Below are 22,682 nucleotides of genomic sequence, written 5' to 3' on the forward strand. Positions count from 1 at the left end.
CCTCTTCCGGAAAAAGAAATTAAAATAAGCTTTTTTTCCTTGAAAATTTCTCCGTGAAGAGGCCTCTGTGAAACTCCTTTTTAAACACTGTGCAACCCTGCCTGCGCAGGCAGGTCCGTGTCCCTTTTAATTCAATGAAGTCTTTGTGATACTTCTTTTTAACTTCATGTACTTTGTGACCATTTTAATACTTTCAATACCTATGCACTCCCCCTTATTCTTCCGGGTAGGGGATATACACAAAGCTGGTGAATTCCTGGTCTACTACGAAAAGGCAGCAGAATTCATCTGGATCCTTGTAGCTCTGATAAAATTCCTGTAGGTTATCTTCTGGAATTAGCTTTCTCTGGATGAATTCGTCCAAGTAAGTGATGTAATAATTCCAGTCCAGCTTCTTTTCCTCCCTACCCAAAAAAAGCTGGCCTATGGGCTGCTCGGTTTTGGAAATTGGGAAAATCGGGTACTCGGAGAATTTTCGAGACCTCACCTGATAGGAGGCTTCCTTCAAGGTGTCGGATATTTTGACAAAATCCTTGGTGATGGTACCTAGGTATTTGCCATTTAATTCTGGATCGTTGCTGTCAGGTATCATGATTTTTTGGTTAATAGTACTACGTTTTCCACATGATAAGTGTGAGGGAACATGTCTACAGGCTGGACGATATCCACCTGATATTTTTCAGCCAGCAATGCCACATCCCTTGCCTGCGTAGCCGGGTTACAGCTTACATAAACAATCTTTGGAGCATCCAATTTCAGCAACATATTCACCACATCCTCGTGCATTCCAGCTCTTGGTGGATCGGTGATGATCACATCGGGAGCGGCATGCTTGGCCATAAAGTCTTCATTCAACATGTCTTTCATGTCCCCTGCGTAAAACAGGGTGTTGTCCAAACCGTTGATTTTTGAATTTATTCTGGCATCCACGATTGCTTCTTCCACATACTCGATTCCAACAACCTGCTTGGCCTTTTTGGCAACGAAATTGGCAATAGTGCCGGTTCCGGTATAAAGATCGTACACCACTTCATCGCCCTGGAGGTCCGCAAATTCCCTTGCTACTTGATAAAGCCTATACGCTTGGTCGGAGTTGGTTTGGTAAAATGATTTCGGGTTGATCCGGAATTTCAGCCCCTCCATTTCTTCCTCTATATAATCTTTTCCATAATAGGTGATCACTTCCTGATCATGGATGGTCTCATTTTTCTTCAGGTTGACAATGTAAAGAAGGGCTGTGGTCTCAGGGAATTTCGTTTTGAGGAAGTCCATTACTTTCTCAATCGCTTCCTTGTCGTCTTCCCCAAACTGTACTATCACCATGGATTCCCCTGTGGAGGTAGTCCTGATGATGAGGTTTCTCAACACACCCACCTGCTTGATCATATCAAAGAAGGTGATGCCATTGGAAAGGGCAAACTCACGCAGACTGTTCCTGACATCATTGGAAATATTTCCCTGAAGGTAGCAGTGCTCAATATCTACGATTTTGTCGAATCTTTTTGGGATGTGAAAACCCAAAGCGTTTCTTTCAAAATCCTTTCCTGAATCAATCTCTTCTCTGGTCAACCATCGGTTGTTGGAAAAGGTGAAATCCAATTTGTTTCGGTAATACTGGGTATCGGCAGAGCCGATGATGGGCATCACCTCAGGAATGGCCACCTTGGCAATACGCTGAAACTGGTCGATGACCTGCTGTCTTTTGTAAGAAAGTTGAAGTTTGTAATCTATATGCTGCCATTTGCAACCTCCGCATACGCCGAAGTGCTGGCAAAAGGGATCCACCCTGTCTTTACTGTATTCATGAATTTTAATGGCCTCGCCTTCCATGAAGCTGCTTTTTCCCCTAGTCACACGCACGTCTACCACATCACCGGGAGCTACATTTTGTACGAAAACCACTTTCCCCTCGTAGTGGGCCACACTTTTCCCCTCAGAGGCAATTCTTTCAATGGTAAGGTTCTCGAGAACCTTGTTTTTCATTTTTCTCGACATAGGGTGCAAAATTAAGCAAAATAATAAGAAGGAGGAAGGTAGGCGGAGGTAATCCTCAAGGGGCTTTCACTTGAATTAGGCTAAATTTTATATCTTTAAGGTCAAACCGTACAGCAAACATGAATTTAAAAGATAAAGTAGTCATCGTGACAGGGGCAACTTCCGGAATCGGAGAAGCGTGTGCTAAAGTCTTTGGACTGGAAGGTGCCAAAGTAATCATCACAGGAAGGAATCAGGTAAAACTGGATAACACCCTGATCAAGCTCCAAAATTTCGGCATCGACTGTGCGGGCATCCTGGCCGATGCGGGCAATGAGGAGGATAACAGAAAGATGGCTGAATTTGCCATGGAGCAATATGGAAGAATCGATGTTTTAATCAACAACGCTGGGATTTCCATGCGGGCCCTGTTTGAGGATTTGGACCTGGATGTGTTTAGGAAGGTAATGGACACCAACTTTTGGGGTACGGTGTACGCCACCAAGTTTTGTCTACCTGAGATCCTTAAAAATAAAGGCTCAATAATCGGTGTCTCTTCTGTAAATGGCTTTAGGGGCACCCCGGCCAGAACGGCCTATACGGCAAGCAAGTTTGCCATGAACGGTTTTTTTGAGTCCCTGCGCACGGAAGTGATGAAACGCGGCGTACATGTGTTGGTGGCCTGCCCCGGCTTCACCGCTTCCAATATCCGAAACAATGCCCTAACTGCAGATGGCAGCGCACAGGGGGAGTCACCCAGAGATGAGGACGATATGATGACCGCTACCGAGGTGGCCACTGAAATGCTGAATGCCACTCTCAAGAGGAAAAGAGACTTGATCCTTACTAGGCAGGGCAAGTTGGCCTCTTTCCTGAACAAATGGATGCCGGGTATGATGGATAAGATCGTCTACAATCACATGGCCAAAGAGAAGGACTCCCCGTTCAAGTAATTATAAAATCCCCCCTATGCTCAAGGAAGTACTCCAGGTTTACCTCAACCGCTTGATTGACCTTTCCACAAAGAACAAGGCGATATACTTGCCCAAGTTAATGGGTAATATGATGGTTGACCTGAAAAGTTTCCATTTTCTCCGCTCCAAAGATGCCTTCAGCTATATGGAAGCACTGGTGGCGGGAAAAAAGCAAATTCCCTTGATCAAGGTCCTGCATATGAGGGACAGGACCTCCAATAAACTTTCCCGCCAACTCAATCGCCTCCAACAATCCGTCAAACTTGCAGAGGAAGAAACAGGGGAGAAAAACCTGTATGTGGGTTGGCCCTTTGTAGAAGGAAAGCTCATCAACGAGCAGGTCATCAAATGTCCACTGTTGTTTTTCCCCGTAGATCTTGCCCAGATAGATGGAGAGTGGTATTTGGTGAAAAGGGAAGAGGAATCCCTGATGTTCAATCAAAACTTTTTGCTTGCCTATTCGCATGCCACCCAAACCAAAGTCCATCAAGACCTTTCGGAAAGTTTGGATGATCTGCCAAAGGATTCAACTGAGTTTTTAACAGCCCTCTACCATTTTCTCAAAGAGACACTGAATCTCAATTTTAACCAGGAGATGTTTGAGAAAAACCTGTTGGATTTCCCTGAAAGCAACAGGACAGAGGATGAGAAGAATTATAAGACAGGCTTGCTAAAGCTTCATTCATATGCTGTATTGGGTCAGTTTAGCCAAAAAGGCTCCCATTTGGTTAGGGACTTTGAGGAGTTGATGGAAAAGGAAGAGGCAGAAAACCTGGAAGAACTTTTTGCGGAGAAATTTGCCGTGGATCCTGATCACCTCACCGAGGTGCGTGAGGACAATATGCTAAATGTTTTTCCCATGGATGCTTCTCAGGAGGAGGTTTTCAAAGCCGTGAGGGCGGGTGAATCCTGCTTGGTGGAAGGCCCGCCGGGAACTGGGAAAAGCCAATTGATAAGCAATCTGGTTGCCGATTACATCGCAAGGGGCAAAAAGGTGCTGGTGGTATCCCAAAAGCGGGCGGCCTTGGATGTCGTTTATGGCAGACTGAAGCCTTTGGGTTTTGCCAATTTTTTAGGGCTGATGCATGATTTTAGGGCTGATAGAAAAGAGTTATATAAAAAGATTTCGGATCAGGTAGATGCCCTGGAGAATTATAAGGAATTGAATAGGGGGCTGGATGCGATACAGTTGGAAAGGAACTTTATCAAAGCCGCCCGGCAGATAAGCATTAATCTGGAGTATTTGGAGGAGTTCAAGTCTGCGCTCTACAATACTGAGGAGTGCGGGATTCCCATAAAGCAGCTTTATGTAACTGGGAATGCCACCGAAAAGGGCTTTGACCTCACTCAATTTTATAAGGACTATTCTTGGGACAGGTTGGACGAGTTTTTCAGGGACCTGAAAATATTTCTCCAGTTTTATCCCAAATATCAGGAAAGGGATTCATTTTGGCTTCACAGGCTTGATTTCTCCAAGTTTGGCCAAGGAGCATTGCCGCGTCTCCGTGAAACGGTAATTGAAATCCTGGAACTTAAAAGCACAGCCGAGTCTACTCTGCAGGAATTGATGGGGCAAAGCTTTAACCATCTCTTCATTTACGAATGTTACGCTCAGAAGCCGCAGCTTCTTAAGCTTCAAAAGCTAATCACCAACGAGCGGGATTACAAATGCTTTCTTCAACTGCTTCCTTTTTCGGTGGGGGAGTTTGATCTGTTATGGTTTAAGGGGAAGATCAATACTTTCCAAAACCTTTTGCAGGAAGATATAGAATGGAAATTGCCCGATGAGGAGATTGAAAAGAGCCTTGAAAAAGCTATACAGATTTTGGAAGCCAAAAGCTCATGGATGGGTAAGGTGGCCCTTTTATTTGATCGAAAAGCCTATAAGCATGTAAAAGAGTTTTTGCAGGCCAATGGATTGCCCGACACTAGGGAGGGTTTACAGGTATTGGTGAAAAGGCTTGAAAACCGCCTTAACCTCAATCACCAATATGCCCTTTTGAATGAAAAAGGCTGGATTGAAATGCCCCAAAAACCGTTTGGGCTTACTGAATTCCAATCCCAGGTGGCTGATTTGATCCCTATAATTGAGGCCCGAATGGTGGTGGAGGAGGTTGGTAAACTCGGCCCATTTCTATCTGGGTCCAATTTTGACTTTGAATTCTTTCATCTTACCCTGGAGGAACTATTGGGGATAACCCACCTCATCGAGCACAAACTTAATCAATGGGAGCGCTATCTCACCAATGTGCAGATCAGGCATCTCCTTACTACCACCAATGAAAGAAGGGTAGATGAGTTTAGGAAAAATCTGGATGAGGAATATACAGAATTGGTGATCTTGGACAAGCTACGAAAGAAACTTCGTAGCGTGGATTTGGAAATCATGACCAAGCTGGCCCAGCAATATCCGGATTTGGCTTTTGACGAGGTGAAATGGAGGTTCCTCTCCGGGCTTCGAGAAAGTTGGATTGACCACATCGAAACCAAATACCCTGTCTTGCGTGAAATTACCTCCGCAAAGTTTGAACAGGTGATGCAAGAATTGGACGAATCTGTAAAGGAAAAGCAGGAGATGGCCCGCTTTAATGCAGAGCTTAAGTTGCGGGAGCAGACTTTCCAAGGACTTGAGTTTAATCGGCTGGGAAATATGGTTACTTACAGAGACCTGACCCATCAGGTGAGGAAAAAGAAGAAGGTCTGGCCGGTAAAGAAGCTTTTGGAGACATACAAAGAAGAAGTTTTTAAGTTGATTCCATGCTGGCTGGCCTCGCCAGAGACGGTCTCGGCCCTTTTTCCCATGCAGCAGGACTTTGATTTGGTGGTGTTTGATGAATCCTCCCAATGCTATACCGAAAAAGGCCTGCCCGCTATGCTTAGGGGAAAGCAGGTGGTTATTGTAGGAGACAGCAAGCAGCTACAGCCATTCGACCTGTATCGGGTAAAAATAGACCTGGATGAGGAAGGGGTGGAAATGGAGACGGACTCTCTACTGGATTTGGCTTCCAATTATTTTTCCAAATACCATTTAAATAGCCATTATAGAAGCCAATCGCTTTCACTAATCCAATATTCCAACCAGCATTTTTATGAAGACAGGCTTGAAATGCTTCCTGACCGCCTACTTCTCAATTCGGGATTTCAGGCTTTTGACCATATCCATGTGGAAGGGGTATGGACAAAACAGACTAACCCCATTGAGGCTGAGGAGGTAATCAGGCAGGTGCTAAAATGCCAACAAGCCTACCCGGGAGAAAGCATAGGCGTCATTACTTTTAATTTCTTCCAAATGGACCTTATACTGGATCTTTTGGTGAAGGATAACAGGGTTGATAAAAGACTGGTGAAGGTTAAAAATATCGAAAATGTCCAAGGGGATGAATTTGACCATGTGATTTTCAGCATTGGCTACGCCAAAAATAAAGCCGGTAAGTTTACGGCCAATTTTGGACTGCTCTCCAAGGCAGGTGGGGAAAACAGGCTTAATGTAGCTATTACTAGGGCCAGAAAGCGGGTAACGGTGGTGAGCAGCATGCTTGCATCTGACTTCAAGGTCAAGCACCTAACCCATGATGGGGTGAAAAGGCTTCGTGGATACCTGAGCTATGTGGAGCAGATCGTGCAGGGTAGAAAGGTGGAAATCACCCCCCGTCAGGTTTTTGGTTTCCAGCCCGACTGGTTGCTCACCGAGCTGCTGGCCACTGAACTGGGGGAGTTTGAGGTGAAGCGGCTAAACCTTTCGCCAGTCTATGACTTGGCGATTAAGAAGTCTGAAATGTTTGAAGGTGCAGTACTGACCGACGATCAAAGATTGTATAGCGCAAAGAGCGTCAAGTCAGCCTTTGTCTACCATCCGGAATGGCTGAAGGCCAAGAACTGGCCGGTGCATTTTGTATTTAGTAGGCAGTATTGGCTGCAGAATAGAGGCCTAGTGGATAACCTTTTGAAAGGAACTCCAAAAGGTTAATTCCTGGTGATTTTGAATCCTACCGCCTCAATTCCTTTCAATTCTTTCTGCCTCATATATTGAACAAAGGAGATTTTCTGACCATTCTGCTCGATTGGCAAGGTATCATAAAGCGTATACGTGCTTCCAAACCCATCGCCAAGTGGCTTACCTGTCTTTGAGTCAAATAACTGCAGATTCACCAGCTTTTCTTCAACAGCTTGAGAAACGGTATCCTCCAAGAAATACCTCACATACAAATTGTGGTAATCATAATCGGTATTGTACCTCACGGCTACAAATGCGGTATGTCCTTCAGCTTCCCAGTCGGTTTCAAAAGTTACCGTATCTTCTACCGTCCACCTGATGGCAGGCATGCCCTGAAAATCTTCAAATACCCTATTTTGATCGCAGGCACTAAAAAAGCTCAGGCCCAGAATGAGGGCCAGAGCTGGAAATATTCTATTCATTGGTGTTATCCCCTTTGTTGTTGTTCTTTCCTTTATTTCTGGGAGGAAACTTCTTTTTCTTGCTTTCTTTTGGCTTGTCAGGCTGGTTGCCCAAAGCTTTTGATTCCATTCCCTGTCTTTGGGGTCTGTTGGGCTTCTTGTCCTGAGGTCTTTTGTCCTGAGGTTTTTTGGCCTCCTGATTCCTTGGAGAGGAGTCCGCTTGCTCCGGATTTCTCCGCTTTTTGGACGGTCTTCCCTGTTGCTGCTTGTCTCGCGGCGGCCTGCCTTCACTTTTTGGCTGTTGCTGGGGCTTGTTACGTTGAGGCTGCTGGTTTGGCTGAGCAGGTTGGTCAGCGCTTCCCTGGAGCTTTGGTTTTTTCTTCTTCTTTTTCTTCTTTTTAGTGGTGGTGGTACTAAATTTCTTGTCCAAAGCTTCCAAGTCACTGTTAGATTTGGTGTTATTTTCCTCACCTTCGAAGGCCGTATCGTGCTGAAGATCGAAAGGTTTCTTACCCTCTTTATTTTGGGCAATTATTTCAGATACCCTGTCACAATCAACCGAAAACCAGTTGTTGTCGTTGTTATAACTGAACCACATCAAACGGCGGAAAATGTCCGTTTTCTGAAGCTTGGCCGTGCCTGCTTCGGTTTGAAGAGGTTTATCCACATTTGGAATATCCTTCAAGGCCGTCATATAGGTTTCCAGTTCATAATTGAGACAGCATTTCAACCTGCCACACTGACCGCTCAGTTTGGATGGATTTAAGGACAGGTTTTGGTATCGGGCCGCAGAAGTGCTGACACTTTTGAAATCATGTATCCAAGTGGAGCAGCAAAGTTCGCGTCCGCAAACACCAATTCCCCCAATTCTACCGGCTTCTTGGCGAAGGCTTATCTGCCTCATTTCCACCCTGATCTTAAACTCCGAAGCCAGGATCTTGATAAGCTCACGGAAATCCACTCGGTCATCTGCTGAATAATAGAAAGTAGCTTTGGAATTGTCCGCCTGGTATTCCACATCCGAAAGCTTCATTTTGAGGTTAATCTCATCAATGATCTGCTTTGCACGGTAAAGGGTGGGGATTTCCCGGTTTCGGGCCTCTTCCCATTTATCAAGGTCTTTCTGATTGGCCACACGGTAAATGCGGAGGATGTTGTCGTCATTTTTGACTTTCCTCTTTTGCATCTGAAGTCTTACCAGTTCACCTTGAAGAGAAACATAGCCTATATGATGGCCATTGGGCACATCTACCACTACGGGGTCACCGGTAGTGTAGGTCTGATGGTCCACATTGCGGAAATATTCTTTCCGTCCGCCTTTAAACTTTACTTCTACTATATCGAATCTATCCACTTCGGGGATGCCCATATGGGACAGCCAGTCGAAGGAATTCATTTTGTTACAATCGCTCGTACCGCAAGTGCCGTTATTTTGGCAGCCGCCGGAAGTACCGGAGCCGGTGGAGCAGCTACTGCATCCTGCCATTTCTGTCTATATGTTAAGGGAGCTTCCACTCCTCGTTATAGGTAATTACTTACCGTAATTTAGGATATCTTGGCCGATGTCTTTTCTGTAATAGACATCTTTCCAAGATATGGCTTCTACCTGCTTATAGGCGTTTTTCAGGGCTTCCTCTATGCTGTTTCCTCTGCCCGTGATGCCCAATACTCTGCCTCCGCTGGTTAGAACTTTGTCGTTTTCAGCTTTGGTCCCCGCATGGAAAACCATCGCCTTTTCAGACTGCTGCTGTGGCAGCCCGGTGATTTCATTGCCTTTCTCATACCCATCTGGATACCCCCCTGCTACCATGACAATTGTGGTAGTGGCGGTATTATCTATTTGAAGATCGTAGCCCGAAAGTGTCTTAGTGCCCACGGCATAAAGCATGTCCAAGAAATCACTTTTGATTCGTGGCAAGACGGCCTGGGTTTCTGGATCGCCCATTCTCACATTATACTCGATCACTTTTGGTTCTCCATCCACATTCATCAGACCAATAAAAAGAAAGCCTTTGTATTTAACGCCTTCTTCATGGAGTCCTTGTATGGTGGGTTGCACAATGCTATGTTCAACTTTTGAAATAAAGCTGTCATCTGCAAAAGGAACGGGACTTACAGCTCCCATACCACCGGTATTTAACCCGGTATCCCTTTCCCCGATGCGCTTATAATCTTTGGCAGCAGGTAAAATTTTATAGTTTTCCCCGTCTGTCACCACAAATACAGATAGTTCGATACCTTGAAGGAATTCCTCTACCACAACCTTGCTTGACGCTTCGCCAAATTTCTGGTTGAGCAGCATGTCTCTGAATTCTGCCTCAGCTTCTTGGTAATTTTGGCAGATCAAGACACCTTTGCCAGCTGCAAGTCCATCTGCCTTGAGTACAATTGGAAGGGTTTGCTTTTTGATAAATTCCACACCTTCGTCAACCGTCTCTGGCGTAAAGGTATCATGGGCGGCAGTTGGGATGCCGTGACGGGTCATGAACTTCTTGGAAAAGTCCTTGCTGCCTTCAAGGGTGGCTCCTTTTTGGTCTGGTCCGATAACCGGGATTGATCTCAGGCTCTCATCCTTTGCAAAATAATCCACGATGCCTCTTACCAACGGCTCCTCAGGCCCCACCACTACCATCGTGATGTCCTTTTGAAGTACAAATTCACGGATGGACTCAAAGTCATTGACACCTAGATTCACATTTTCCGCAATTTGACCTGTTCCGGCATTGCCGGGCGCTACATAGAGCTTTTCACATTTATTGCTATTGACTATTTTCCAGGCGAAGGCATGTTCACGGCCCCCGCTTCCTAGTAGTAAAATCTTCATTTCTATTGGGTTAGTTGGCATGTTCAGAGATGAACTTGATCCGGTAGACTCTTATCTCCTCCTCACCAAAATCCTCATCCTCTAGCTCTGCCAGGGCGTCTTTAATCTTGTCAGTCTCTGCAGACATAAAATATTCATGGAGGATGTCCTCTCGTTCCTCGTCCATGATGTTTTGAATGTAATAATTTATATTAAGCTTGGTTCCGCTATAGATGATCTGCTCGATTTCCTGTAGCAACTCGCTCAAGCTGATGTTCAGATTGGATGCGATTTCGTCCAGATCGATCTTTCGGTCAATTTGCTGTATGATGGAAATCTTAACCTTTGACCGGGTACCGGATGATTTTACGACCACATCTGATGCGGTAATAATTTCATTTTCTTCTACATACGTATTAATTAGCTTTAGGAAGGGGGCGCCAAACTTGGTTACTTTTCCCATTCCCACGCCATTGATCTGAGCCAACTCCTCCCGTGTGGTAGGGTAGAGGGTGGCCATTTCCTCCAAACTTGGATCCTGAAAGATCACATATGGAGGCAGGTTTTTAGTTTTGGCGACCTTTTTCCTTTCGGCCTTCAGCAGCTCAAATAGCTTTTCATCATAGGCCTTGTTGGAGTTATTGAGCTCCTCGGCCAGGTTGTCTTCGGCTATTTGGTCAAAATCATGGTCTTTGCTAAATACCAAGGAATAAGGGCTTTTGACAAACTCTTCGCTTTTGTCAGAAAGTTTGATTACCCCATAATTCTCAATGTCTTTTTCCAAAAGCCCTATAATCATTGCTTGGCGAATAACGGTTTTCCAATGCTTTTCGTCATGATCCTTGCCCTTTCCATACACAGCCAGTTGGTCGTGATGGTAGCTTTCCATGTATTCATTGTTTTCCCCGCGGAGCACATTCACCACATGTTCCAGGCTGAAGCGCTGCTTGGTTTCTTTAACCGCCTCGATTACCTGCAGTACGGACTCCATGGCCTCAAAGGTCTCCTTCGGCTTTTTGCAGTTGTCGCAGAATCCACAGTCTTTTTCAAAGCGCTCCCCAAAATAGTGAAGCAATACTTTCCTGCGACAAACGCTGCTTTCTGCATAGGCTGCCATTTCCTGCAGGAGAACTTTGGCATTCTCACGCTCATTTACAGGCTTGTCCTTGTTGAATTTTTCCAGCTTGATGATGTCATCATACCTGTAAAACATCATGCAATGGCCTTCCAATCCATCCCTGCCCGCACGTCCGGTTTCTTGGTAGTATCCCTCAAGGGATTTAGGCACGTCGTAATGCACCACATACCGCACGTCTGGCTTGTCAATACCCATTCCAAAAGCAATGGTAGCCACTATCACGTCGATTTCTTCATTGAGGAAATCGTCCTGGGTTTTAATCCTCAGATTGGAATCAAGTCCTGCGTGGTAAGGTGCTGCATTGATGCCGTTTACCTTGAGGAGTTCGGCTACTTCCTCTACCTTTTTGCGGCTGAGGCAATAGATGATTCCCGATTTGTTCTTGTGGGACTTTACGTACTTGATAAGTTGCTTTTTGGTCTCGTTCTTCACCTTGGGCTTCACCTCATAGAAGAGGTTGGTCCTGTTGAATGAGGACTTGAAGAGGTCGGCCTCCTCCATCTGCAGGTTTTTCTGAATGTCCTGCTGCACTTTGGGTGTAGCAGTGGCCGTAAGGGCGATTACAGGTAGGTTGTCGCCTATTTGAGCAATGATGCTTTTGATCTTTCGGTATTCCGGACGGAAGTCATGTCCCCACTCCGAAATACAGTGCGCCTCATCAATGGCCACAAAGCTAAGCTTGGCCTGCTTCAAGAAATTGATGTTTTCCTCCTTGGTCAGGGATTCAGGGGCTACATAGAGCAGCTTGGCCCGTCCGGCAAGAGTTTCTTTCTTGACTTTATTGATTTCGGATTTGCTGAGTGTTGAATTGAGAAAATAGGCGTCAATCCCAAAAGCATTGAGCTGATCCACCTGGTTTTTCATCAAGGCGATCAAAGGAGAAATCACAATCGCCGTCCCCTCTTTGATCACTGCCGGCAACTGGTAACACAGGGATTTGCCCGCTCCTGTGGGCATGATCACAAATGTATTGTTGCCTGCCAATATATTATCTACTATCCCTTCTTGGTTACCTCTAAATTGGTTAAAACCGAAGATTTTCTTAAGATTCTCTTTTACTGTTTTATCCACGCCTCTTTCTTGTTTTTAATGATGTGTGCCTCACCCCTCATTAAACTTTAAAGGATTCTTTTTTTACCTTTGTGACAAATTTAACAATTAACCGCGGTAAAATTGAAGTTAATAAAAAATATTAGAAACAGCGCTATAAAGGTGCTTCAATCCGAGGCTGAAGCCCTACAGTCCATATCTGAACGTATCAATGGCGATTTTGAAGCCTGTGTGGAGGCCATTCTGGAGTCGAAGGGTAGGGTGGTGATCACCGGGGTTGGAAAAAGTGCCATAGTCGCCCAGAAAATTGTGGCCACGCTCAACTCCACAGGCACCCCAGCCCTGTTTATGCATGCCGCGGATGCAATCCATGGAGATTTGGGTATGATTCAACGGGAAGATTTCGTAATTTGTATTTCCAAGAGTGGAAATACACCCGAGATAAAGGTGTTGGTACCATTATTGAAGAGGCTTGGATCGAAATTGATAGCTTTAGTCAGCAATACGCAGAGTTATTTGGCCGAACATGCGGATTTTGTTTTGGATGCGACTATAAAAGAAGAGGCCTGCCCCAATAATCTTGCGCCTACCACAAGCACCACGGTCCATATGGCTCTTGGTGACGCACTTGCGGTTTGCCTGCTGGAAGCCAAAGGGTTTTCCAGCGAGGATTTTGCCAAATACCATCCGGGAGGAGCGCTTGGCAAGCAACTTTATCTTACTGTGGCCGATGTGGTGCCCAAAAATACCATTCCGGTGGTAAGCCACGATTCGGCTTTGGCTGAGATCATTGTAGAGATCAGCGGCAAACGCTTAGGTGCCACTGCGGTGACGGGAGAAGAGGGACAACTGCTGGGGATTATCACCGATGGAGACCTGAGAAGGATGCTTCAAAACCACAGCGATATCACCAAGGTGAAAGCCCAGGATATTATGACTGCCAATCCAAAGACTATTGATGTACAGGAATATGCTATTCGGGCTCTGAACCGAATGAAAGAATATAATATAACCCAATTAGTTGCCATGGATAATGGAAATATCGCAGGATTTATCCATATTCATGATTTAATGAAAGAAGGAATTGTTTAATTTAATACTATGAAGCAAAAACCCTATGTAGTGATTATGGCTGGAGGTATAGGCTCCAGGTTTTGGCCATATAGCAGAAATAACCATCCAAAGCAATTTTTAGATATCCTTGGAACTGGGCGGACTCTGCTGCAGATGACTTTTGATAGGTTTGTTCAGATCTCCGATCCCGACCGTTTTTTTGTGGTTACTAATGATAGCTATTTTGACCTGGTAAAGGAACAGCTGCCAGAGATGCCGGAAGACCATATCCTCACCGAGCCTATGCGTAGAAATACGGCGGCTTGTATAGCTTTTGCCAGTTATAAAATCAAAAAACTAGATCCAGAAGCCAGAGTGGTGGTGACCCCTGCGGATCACCTCATCCTCAAGGATGAGAAATTCCAACTCAGGGTAAATGATGCCCTCGATGCGGCTGATGAAAATGAACGCCTGGTTACTATCGGTATTAAGCCAAACCGACCTGAAACAGGCTATGGCTATATCCAATTTATGACGGATACCAATGGGGTAGCCAAAAAAGTTAAAACCTTTACGGAAAAACCCAACCTCAACCTGGCCAAAACCTTTGTGGAAAGCGGCGATTTTGTGTGGAACTCCGGGATGTTTGTTTGGAAAAACAGCAGTATCCTAAAGGCTTTCGAAAAATACATGCCGGAGCTCGCCGAAGTGTTTGAGGAAGGGGAAGGATTCTTTTATACCGACCAGGAGCAGGAGTTCATCAAAAGGGCTTACAGTCTAGTGAAAAACATTTCCATAGATTACGGGGTAATGGAGAAATCCGAAAATGTATTTGTAGTGTTGGGGGATTTCGGCTGGTCTGACCTTGGTTCCTGGATGAGCCTTCACGAACTTCAGCCTCATGATGATAAAAACAACGTGGTGGAAGGTAATGCCTTGCTCTATGATACAAGTAACAGCTTTGTAAAAGTGAACAGCGACAAACTCGTTGTCGTACAAGGCTTAGACAATTACCTAATCACCGAAGCCGATAACGTGTTGCTAATCTGCAAACTTGATGCTGAGAAGAAGTTCAGAGAGTTTGTAAGTGATGCTAAGAGTAGGGGAGAGGAGTTTGTTTAAATAAAAAAGTTTTAAACCGCTGAGGCGCAGAGAATCAGAGAAAATTTATCTCTGAGACCTCTGCGCCTCAGCGGTTTTTTTTAATTTTTGGCTATTACTTAGCCTTCCTCTGCCTTACAGCTTCGTAGATCAACACACCAGAAGCGACAGATACGTTTAAGCTCTCAATGTTGCCAGTCATAGGGATGGCGACAAATTCGTCGCTGATGCCCATCAGTTCGTTGCTAATTCCATCTTCCTCAGAACCCATAATCAGGCAAGTCGGACCGGAGTAGTCGGCGGCATACATGTCACGCTCGGTCTTTTCAGTACAACTGATGACTGTAAGGCCCATTTTTTTCAAATCTTTGACCGTGTAGTAGAGATTTTTTACACGACAGATCGGTAGGAAATTCAGCGCACCGGCGGATGTTTTTACCGCATCGGAATTGATCTGTGCGCTGCCTTTTTCAGGGATGATGATGGCGTGCACCCCGGCACACTCCGCCGTACGGGCAATAGCGCCAAAGTTTCTCACGTCCGTAATCCTATCCAAAACTAGAATCAGTGGAGAAACCCCTTTGGAAAAGCAGGTTTCGATCACATTGTCGAGTGAGGCATACTGGATCGCCGATACATGTGCGACCACTCCTTGGTGGTTTTTGCGCGTGATGCGGTTTAATTTTGCCTCTGGAACCCTTACTACAGGGATTCTTTCTGCTTTGGCCAAAGCCAGCAGTTCCTTAGTCAAATCGTTGTTTTGGTCCTTGTTGACAAGGATTTTGTCTATATCCTTTTGGGCATTGATGGCCTCGATGACGGCTCTAGTACCGAAAAGGAAGTCCTTTTCGTGTTCGCCTTTATTTATTAGAAAGCTATCTTTCCGCTTCTCCATAGGGTGATTCGTTTAAACCATTCAGGCTGGTAGGCTCTGGAACGGTTCAGTTGGTAATAATTTGGAGTCAATACATTTTTGACCCGCGCAAAGGTAAAGTTTATTTTTGAATTTGAGTCCACGCCTCCATAAACCCACACTTCTCTATCCACATTGAAATAAACCTCTTCTGGGGGACCCATTACTACATAGATCATCCCCCGGTCGGTTTTCCAGCCTTCACGGAAGTCGGTAAAAAGGATGTTGGCAAATTCCACCTGGCGGAAATATTCCCGGATCAAGGTTTTGGAAATATCCTCACTCTTGGTCATGTTGATCCAATATTCGTCCAAAGCCCGCTTCTTATCCTCGGCTTCCAAAAGCTTCTCATGCTCCCGACGGGTTGAGATATAAACCACCATCTGCACCATTTCATCCCAGTCTGCCACTTTTGGAAAAGTTTCATTTACCGTTTTGACAAGCACTCCGGCCGGGGCCGTGGTGTCAGACTGTATAAAATAATAGCCAGTTTGGTCAAAGGTTTTGGGGACATTTTGTAGAAAAGGTTCCTCTTCGATCACATCCACTTCTTTCTGTACCGGCGCAGGTTTGGTTTCCATTGGAGGCACAGGCACGTTGAATTCCTGGGGGTAATAGAAGCTGAAAAGATTTACCCCCTGGTTGGATTTAAATAGAAGGGCTTGTCCGCGGATAAGAAAGTTTTGATCAAATGGAATGTTGTTGCTGAAATAAGCACCCAATGAGGGGGTCTCAAAAATGTAAGGGCTGCGCAAGTCAGCATGGTAAATGTACTCATCTCCCTGCCTGGTATCTTTGGCCCAAAGGACCACATAAGCCTCATTTTGGTCAGCAGGCACCTCTATGTTTTCTTCAAAGTAAAAGTGCCTGTCCGTATCGTAGCGCAATTTATCCTCCGTCAGCGGGATGATTTTTTCATCGGTGATCTCTTCGGTGAAGCTGTTGACCACGGCATAGGAAAACAGGTAATCCCCAAATTCAATGTTGTCTTCAATTTTTTCAATAGGCATTTGCACCGAAAAGCTGTTTTCAGCCTTTTTGATGGGAATAATTTTCAAATCTATTCTGGAATAGCGTGAATAGCGAAGCGATTGATTAAGATTTTGAAGGGTGGCCTGTGCAAAAGCAAATTGTGGAACGGACCAGATTACCAATAAAAGTAAAAGGGTTTGGATTGATTTTTGCAATTTTTGAAACTTCATATGTTATGAAAAATTAACCGTATTTTTGTTGAAATTAATAAAATTTTCTATGGCTACCTATACAACGGAAATTACTTCAGATAAGTTGGTAAGTGACAACCCCATTCACCAACGCCTGTTGAAAGCATATATGGCAGCCATCCCTCACGTAAAAGGTGATTTATTGGAAGTTGGCTGTGGAGAAGGCAGGGGGGTGGACGCACTTATTGACCAGGTAAAAAGCTTTCATGCTATTGACAAAAACGAGGAAATCATCGAGAAGCTGAAGGGGAAATACCCTAAAGGCAAATTTGAGGTGATGAATATCCCTCCGTTTGAAACTGTCGAAAGCAACAAATATGACTTTGTGGTCAGCTTTCAGGTAATTGAGCATATCAAAGACGATAAACTTTTTCTAAAGGAAATCTACCGGGTGCTAAAGCCCGGGGGATATGCCATTATTTCTACTCCCAACATCCGGCACTCACTCACCAGGAACCCTTGGCACGAAAGAGAGTATACTCCAAACCAGCTGACCGACCTATGCGATGGGATTTTTGACCACGTGGAGGCCAAAGGGATCGGCGGCAACGATAAAGTTTGGGAATACCATGAGGCAAACCGCGAATCGGTTAAGAAAATCACCAGGTTTGATGTCTTTGACTTGCAGCATAGATTGCCGGCAAAATGGTTGAGGAAGCCTTACGAGGTGCTGAATAGACTCAACCGCAACAAGCTCCACAAACAGCAAAGTGATGCTGTGGAGGGAATCACCTACAAGGACTATATAGAAGTAGACAACCCCGAACAGGCACTGGACCTCTTTTATTTCTTACATAAGAAACCATAATAAAAAAGCCGTTCCGCTTAGATTGCGGAACGGCTTTTTTCGTGTTACCTTCTTTGAAGCTGGTTTCCTCCAGAGGACTGTCCGAATATGCGGTCCATGTCATTCTGGATTTGGGTAGCCATTTCATCATAACCTCTTTCCTTGAGTAGGGGGATAAAATATTTCAGCATCTCTCCAGCAATCATTGCCTCTCGGTCGATAGCCCGGTCGCGCTCGGTGTAGAATTGGAGCATCTGAACAGATCTATGGGAAATCTTTTCGATGATATCCATAGCCCAGTCATCTTCTCCAAGTTCGAAAAGCAATGGAACCGCCTGCCCATTGGCCAAATCATAAGGAATGGCTTCGTGAGGGAAAGCCTCCAGACTCAACATTTGTATATCTCTAGCTTTTTCAGTCTGGTTCTCTTCCAATAGCGCGATAGTTAAACTATTCAACGCACTTCTATGATTAGAGGTGAATCTCCTGAACTCATCGTCAAAATAATTGTCAGGATTGTTCATGCCTCTGAAGGCAAAATCATTCATGACATTGTCATAAGCCTTATCCGTATTCACCAATTCTTCAACATATTCAGGCTTTTTGACAGGAAGCAACCTGTAGGTCAAGCCTTCCATTACCACGTGATCACTCAAGTCAAACCCAATGGAGGCCAATGAGGTGTTGTTGAAATAGATAGGTCTTTCCCAGTTGTTGGTCACAATCATGTCCATGAGCATCATGCCGCCTTTGGTGACATAATTGCCCTTCACACGCATGTTAAGCTGGTCAACCATGAGGTCTTCCATGTGCTCTGGTATCACCCCTTTGGCTCTTACTTCATCCTTGTTCACGTCCAGTATCAGGTTTTTGGAGGGAACTGAAAACAGGGTTCCTTTGAAGCTGGACCTCAATTTCAACAAGTCGCTTTCGTTTTTCAGCAGTTTCAAATATTCCCTGGCGGAGATAGCATCCAGCCCTGGCCTTTCGCTTACATATAGCACATCATTGGTGCCTTTGCGGTAATTTCGTGGCTCAAGGGTGAAGTCAATGGCTGGAGACTCATTCACCGGTCTTCTCATCTGGTCTACATACCAGTCCGTGTCAAAATAGCTCAATACAATTACCCGAACATCGGTTCTGAAACCTTCAACTTCCTGAACATACCAAAGCGGGAAGGTGTCATTGTCCCCACCTGTAAACAAGATAGCATTGGGCTCACAGGATGCCAGGAAATTCCTGGCCGAATCCACGGAGAAGAAACGGTCGCTTCTGTCATGGTCATTCCAGTTTTGGATTCCCATTATGGCTGGCACAGGGAAAGCAATCATGGTAGCGATGATGCCTGCCACCGCAAAATTCTTGTTCAGTTTGGCGATCCAGTGCGTAAGGGCCATCACCCCGATACCAATCCAAATGGCAAACGCATAAAACGAACCCACATAAATGTAGTCCCTTTCACGTGGTTCCACTGGAGGTGAGTTGAGGTAAAGTACCAGTACTGCCCCCATCATCAAGAACAGCATCAGGGTTACGTAGAAGGATTTCGGATCCTTTTTGGCCTGGAAGATCAACCCGATGATACCCAAAATGAATGGCAACATGAGGTAATTGTTGTGGGCCTTGTTATCTTGAATGTAATCTGGATAGGTGTCGTCAAAAGCATCCCAGAAGCCCAGCCAAGGTGCATCTGAGAAATCACTTTCCCTGCCCGAGAAATTCCACATGAAATATCTCCAATACATATGTCCCAACTGGTGGGAGAACATAAAATAAATGTTATCAGAGAAAGAGGGCTTTTCCCCTTCCCTCAAGCCAAGTTTGGCTCTGTAGATCTGTCTGTGCCTATCTTGCGTGGAATAGATCCGCGGCAGGATGGTGGTATGCTCTGGATCGTAGGTACTGTTGATTTGATAGTCTACAATTTCATACTTGTTTTCACTCTTCACATAGATGGGCGCCCCTTCTTCCTGATCAATGATGTCGGCTGTGAAATACCTGCCGTGCAAGAGCGGGCGATCACCATACTGTTCCCTTTTGAGATAACTTACAAAGCTGAGGACATCTTTAGGGTTGTTTTCGTTGATCACCGTGTCGGCATTGGCTCGGATCACGATCATGGCATAAGAACCGTATCCGATAAGGATAAAGGTTAGGCTTAAAAGTATGGTATTCAGCAATACTTTTTTCTCCCTGATGGAGAAAAACATCGCCCATATCAATGCTCCAATAAATAGAGCACTGAATACGATGATACCAGAGCCAAATGGCAACCCAAGACTGTTGACAAAGAAAATCTCCACGGAACCTGCAATGCTCGGCAGACCGGGGATGATGATGTTGTTGATGATAATTAGCGCAACCCCTCCAAGAACGAGTGCATAAAAGGCGCCTTTCAGATTAGGGTTGGGATATTTCTTGAAGTAATAGATCAGCGCCAAGGCAGGCAGGGTGACCAAGTTGAGCAAATGGACTCCAATGGACAGTCCTACCAGGTAAGCGATAAAGATCATCCAGCGGTTTTCTTCCCGTGGATCGGTGATCACATCCCATTTCAAAAACGCCCAAATTACAATGGCGGTAAAGAAAGAGGACATGGCGTAAACCTCCGCCTCAACGGCCGAAAACCAGAAACTGTCGGAAAAGGTGTAAGCAAGTGCGCCCACAATTCCCGCCCCCATGAGGGCGATGGTGTGGCCCTTGCTCTCTTGGCCCATTTCAACTTTGAAAAGTTTTTTTCCAAATAGGGTAATAGACCAAAAGAGGAACAAAATCGTGAATCCCGAAAACAAGGCACTGGCAATGTTCATCCAGTAGGCTACCTGCAGTTCATTTCCAAAAGCAAAAAAGCTGAACATCCGGTAGACCAGCAAAAAGAAAGGGGCTCCCGGAGGGTGGGGGACCTGGAGCTTGTAAGCTACCGCGATAAATTCTCCCGGATCCCAAAAGCTCGCCGTGTCTTCAACTGTCAGAACATAGACTAATGTGGCAAAGAAAAAAACTATCCAGCCCGTGAGGTTATTGACCTTGTTATAATTCAACATGTTTAAAATCTTAATTACAAATGGCGAAAATAAAAAATTATAGATGAAAAATAGGCGGTTTAACAGATTTTAAACCGATCTAGGGCATTCTTTATCCTTTATACACCATCGCATAATAGGCAAGCCATAAAAGTAACCCCACCAAATAGCTGCTCAAGACCAATCCCAAGCAGGTTTTGTAGTTTTTTCCAGTAAGGGTATGGATGCCTATTGCAAGCAAAAACCAATATGAAACCTCAAATAAATTAATTGCCTGAAGAGGATAGTGAAACCTGCTAGGCACATTGTCCGTCGAGAGAAATGAAAAGATTGAGAAGGGGTGAAAATTCCTGATCTCCCAATAATTATCAGGAGGGATGGCCGCAAAATACAGCAGGCGGATCAGGTCCGGCAAAATAAAAACCATTTCAGCCACCAGGACAAATTTCCATATTTCCCCGTATTTGACTTTAAATCCAAAAAGGAATGTGCCAATCCATAATAGAAAAGCGGTTAAGGTAAACTTCCAAAGCAAGGCAAAAGGCGTCCATAAATAATTGAGCGTATTGAAGATATGGAAAAAGGTGAATGTGCCGTCCTGACCCAATTCATTGGAGCCTGGAATGGCCTCAATGATTAAAATATTGGTGAGATAACGCAGTAAGATGAAGGTTATCACCAAAAAAGCAAAAAAGATTCTTTTGTCGAAATTAATTAGTTCTTCCGTGCGTTGTGATAAGTTGGTAGGAGAAACGGCCATAGAATTATCAAAATTATATTACCGTAAATGTATGCTTTTGAAAGCTATTGCGTATAATTTTGCGGAAAAATGAAGTATCGTATGCGAAATATATTGTGTTTGTTGGTGTTTGGACTGGGATTGGTTACGGGGGGAGTCCACGCACAAATGAAAGAAGCAGTCGGTACGACAGCGGGGGATACGGTTGGGGGAGAGCCGTTGGAAGAGGTAGTGGACAACCCCTCCGGATATCTTTTATTAGACCGGGGCCTGCAGTTTCGCATCACTGAGTACGTGAATAGCATGTATAACTTTGATTTTGCCACGGCTGAAAGGGGATTTATGGTGATGAAGCATTCTTATCCTGATCATCCTCTGCCAGATTTTCTGATAGGTTTGAGCCAGTGGTGGAAGATCGCCCCAGATATGGAAAACGAGCGGTTTGACAAACGTTTTATTGCTTATATGGATTCCTCTATTCATAAGGCCGAGAAACTTATTAAGCAAGATCCTGAGAATAAGGAAGCTGCTTTCTTTTTGGCTGGTGCACATGGTTTTAAGGGGCGATTATATAGTGAGAGAAAGGCTTGGACTAAAGCCACTTTCTCTGGAAAAAATGCCCTTAAATATCTGGAAATGAGTCGCGGCGAGGAAGAACTGGGCCCCGAACTTTTGTTAGGGGATGCCCTGTTCAATTATTTTTCGGTGTGGATTCCGGAAAATTATCCTCTATTGAAACCCATTTTGGCATTGTTTCCCAAAGGGGATAAGCAACTTGGCTTGCAACAGCTGGAGGATGTATCCAAAAATGCCTTCTATGCCAGAGTGGAGGCCCAATATTTTCTTTTCAGGCTTTATTCGGCGGAGGAAAAGAAACCTTACGAGGCTTTGAGTATTACGGAATATTTGCACAACAAATATCCCAACAATCCGTATTTCCATAGATTCTATGCCCGTCAATTATATTCGGTGGGAAGAAGCTTGGATGCTATGGAGTCGAGTATGGAGATCCTGAAGCGGATAGAGGCAAAGCAGACGGGCTATGAAGCCAATAGTGGTCGATATGCAGCTTTCTTCGTTGGGCAGTATTATGAGCGTATTGGGCAGACCAAATCGGCTAAGCAATACTATCAAAAAGCCATAGCATTTGGAGAGGAGTCCGAGACACAAGAGAGCGGGTATTATTTGTATAGTTTGTTGAATTTGGGGAAGATAGCCACCAAGGAAAATGACAAGGCAGCGGCCAAAAAATACTTCAAGGATGTGAAGAAATATGCCAAAAGAAAGCACCCTGCGCACCAAGAAGCGCGAGATTTTGTGAAAAAGAATAAAATTTAATCAAAAATTCATTTCACCTAAATTGTAAATTCAGGAGATAATTTGAATTTTTTCAAGATGATTATACGGTTTGATGGTAATATTTTAGATAATCTTCATTAAGATTAACAATATTTTGTTTGAATGGCCGTTTTTTGTTTTGAATTGCTTTAAAATAATTTAAGAATATAG

Annotated in this window: 16 protein-coding genes; 6 read left to right on the forward strand and 10 right to left on the reverse strand. The window is 44.7% G+C overall.

Annotation, left to right across the window (positions count from 1 at the left end; genetic code table 11):
- Positions 1–214: 214 nt before the first annotated feature.
- Positions 215–592: a hypothetical protein gene (locus tag KIH41_RS13635; RefSeq protein ID WP_213943699.1), complete on the reverse strand. Its 378-nt coding sequence runs from the start codon at positions 590–592 to the stop codon at positions 215–217.
- Positions 589–1,995: a 23S rRNA (uracil(1939)-C(5))-methyltransferase RlmD gene (gene rlmD / locus KIH41_RS13640; RefSeq protein ID WP_214162740.1), complete on the reverse strand. Its 1,407-nt coding sequence runs from the start codon at positions 1,993–1,995 to the stop codon at positions 589–591. The genes KIH41_RS13635 and rlmD overlap by 4 nt, the downstream gene beginning before the upstream one ends.
- Before the next feature lie 119 nt (positions 1,996–2,114).
- Between rlmD and KIH41_RS13645 the strand changes: the two genes are divergently transcribed.
- Positions 2,115–2,927, forward strand: coding sequence for an SDR family oxidoreductase (locus KIH41_RS13645; RefSeq protein WP_213943701.1), 813 nt, complete (start codon positions 2,115–2,117; stop codon positions 2,925–2,927).
- 16 nt (positions 2,928–2,943) lie between these two features.
- On the forward strand, positions 2,944–6,915 hold the full coding sequence (locus tag KIH41_RS13650) for an AAA domain-containing protein (RefSeq protein ID WP_214162741.1): 3,972 nt from the start codon (positions 2,944–2,946) through the stop codon (positions 6,913–6,915).
- Here the strand turns inward: KIH41_RS13650 and KIH41_RS13655 are convergent.
- The 4 genes from KIH41_RS13655 to recQ all read right to left on the reverse strand — a co-directional run bounded on the left by KIH41_RS13655 (position 6,912) and on the right by recQ (position 12,355).
- Positions 6,912–7,364, reverse strand: coding sequence for a gliding motility lipoprotein GldH (locus KIH41_RS13655; RefSeq protein ID WP_213943703.1), 453 nt, complete (start codon positions 7,362–7,364; stop codon positions 6,912–6,914). The two genes, KIH41_RS13650 and KIH41_RS13655, sit on opposite strands and share 4 nt — an antisense overlap.
- Positions 7,357–8,739, reverse strand: coding sequence for a PSP1 domain-containing protein (gene ricT / locus KIH41_RS13660; RefSeq protein WP_214162742.1), 1,383 nt, complete (start codon positions 8,737–8,739; stop codon positions 7,357–7,359). Before ricT ends, KIH41_RS13655 begins: the two co-directional genes overlap by 8 nt.
- A gap of 135 nt (positions 8,740–8,874) precedes the next feature.
- Positions 8,875–10,167, reverse strand: coding sequence for a phosphoribosylamine--glycine ligase (purD, locus tag KIH41_RS13665; protein WP_214162743.1), 1,293 nt, complete (start codon positions 10,165–10,167; stop codon positions 8,875–8,877).
- A 10-nt stretch (positions 10,168–10,177) separates the two neighbouring features.
- Positions 10,178–12,355 carry a DNA helicase RecQ gene (gene recQ, locus KIH41_RS13670; RefSeq protein ID WP_213943705.1) on the reverse strand — a complete coding sequence of 726 codons (2,178 nt, stop codon included), beginning with the start codon at positions 12,353–12,355 and terminating at the stop codon, positions 10,178–10,180.
- A gap of 102 nt (positions 12,356–12,457) precedes the next feature.
- Here recQ and KIH41_RS13675 point away from each other — a divergent pair, with 102 nt between their 5' ends.
- A complete protein-coding gene (locus KIH41_RS13675) occupies positions 12,458–13,426 on the forward strand; it encodes a KpsF/GutQ family sugar-phosphate isomerase (protein WP_214162744.1) in 969 nt (322 codons plus the stop codon).
- A 9-nt stretch (positions 13,427–13,435) separates the two neighbouring features.
- Positions 13,436–14,509, forward strand: coding sequence for a mannose-1-phosphate guanylyltransferase (locus tag KIH41_RS13680; RefSeq protein ID WP_213943707.1), 1,074 nt, complete (start codon positions 13,436–13,438; stop codon positions 14,507–14,509).
- A 94-nt stretch (positions 14,510–14,603) separates the two neighbouring features.
- Here the strand turns inward: KIH41_RS13680 and rlmB are convergent, their stop codons facing one another.
- A complete protein-coding gene (rlmB, locus tag KIH41_RS13685; RefSeq protein ID WP_213943708.1) occupies positions 14,604–15,383 on the reverse strand; it encodes a 23S rRNA (guanosine(2251)-2'-O)-methyltransferase RlmB in 780 nt (259 codons plus the stop codon).
- The gene (locus KIH41_RS13690) at positions 15,356–16,603 is read right to left on the reverse strand and encodes a GWxTD domain-containing protein (RefSeq protein WP_213943709.1); all 1,248 of its coding nucleotides are present in this window, start codon (positions 16,601–16,603) and stop codon (positions 15,356–15,358) included. The genes rlmB and KIH41_RS13690 overlap by 28 nt, the downstream gene beginning before the upstream one ends.
- A gap of 49 nt (positions 16,604–16,652) precedes the next feature.
- Here KIH41_RS13690 and KIH41_RS13695 point away from each other — a divergent pair, with 49 nt between their 5' ends.
- On the forward strand, positions 16,653–17,432 hold the full coding sequence (locus KIH41_RS13695; RefSeq protein WP_214162745.1) for a class I SAM-dependent methyltransferase: 780 nt from the start codon (positions 16,653–16,655) through the stop codon (positions 17,430–17,432).
- 44 nt (positions 17,433–17,476) lie between these two features.
- On the opposite strand, the gene KIH41_RS13700 is transcribed toward KIH41_RS13695, so the two are convergent.
- The gene (locus tag KIH41_RS13700) at positions 17,477–20,455 is read right to left on the reverse strand and encodes a glycosyltransferase family 117 protein (protein WP_214162746.1); all 2,979 of its coding nucleotides are present in this window, start codon (positions 20,453–20,455) and stop codon (positions 17,477–17,479) included.
- Between the two features lie 91 nt (positions 20,456–20,546).
- Entirely contained in the window at positions 20,547–21,194 is a 648-nt protein-coding gene (locus KIH41_RS13705; protein WP_214162747.1) for a sulfate ABC transporter permease, read from the reverse strand.
- An 81-nt stretch (positions 21,195–21,275) separates the two neighbouring features.
- Here KIH41_RS13705 and KIH41_RS13710 point away from each other — a divergent pair, with 81 nt between their 5' ends.
- On the forward strand, positions 21,276–22,511 hold the full coding sequence (locus tag KIH41_RS13710; RefSeq protein ID WP_394369814.1) for a tetratricopeptide repeat protein: 1,236 nt from the start codon (positions 21,276–21,278) through the stop codon (positions 22,509–22,511).
- Positions 22,512–22,682: the final 171 nt, after the last annotated feature.

It is taken from the genome of Litoribacter ruber, assembly GCF_018500185.1.
GTDB classification, from domain to species: domain Bacteria; phylum Bacteroidota; class Bacteroidia; order Cytophagales; family Cyclobacteriaceae; genus Litoribacter; species Litoribacter ruber.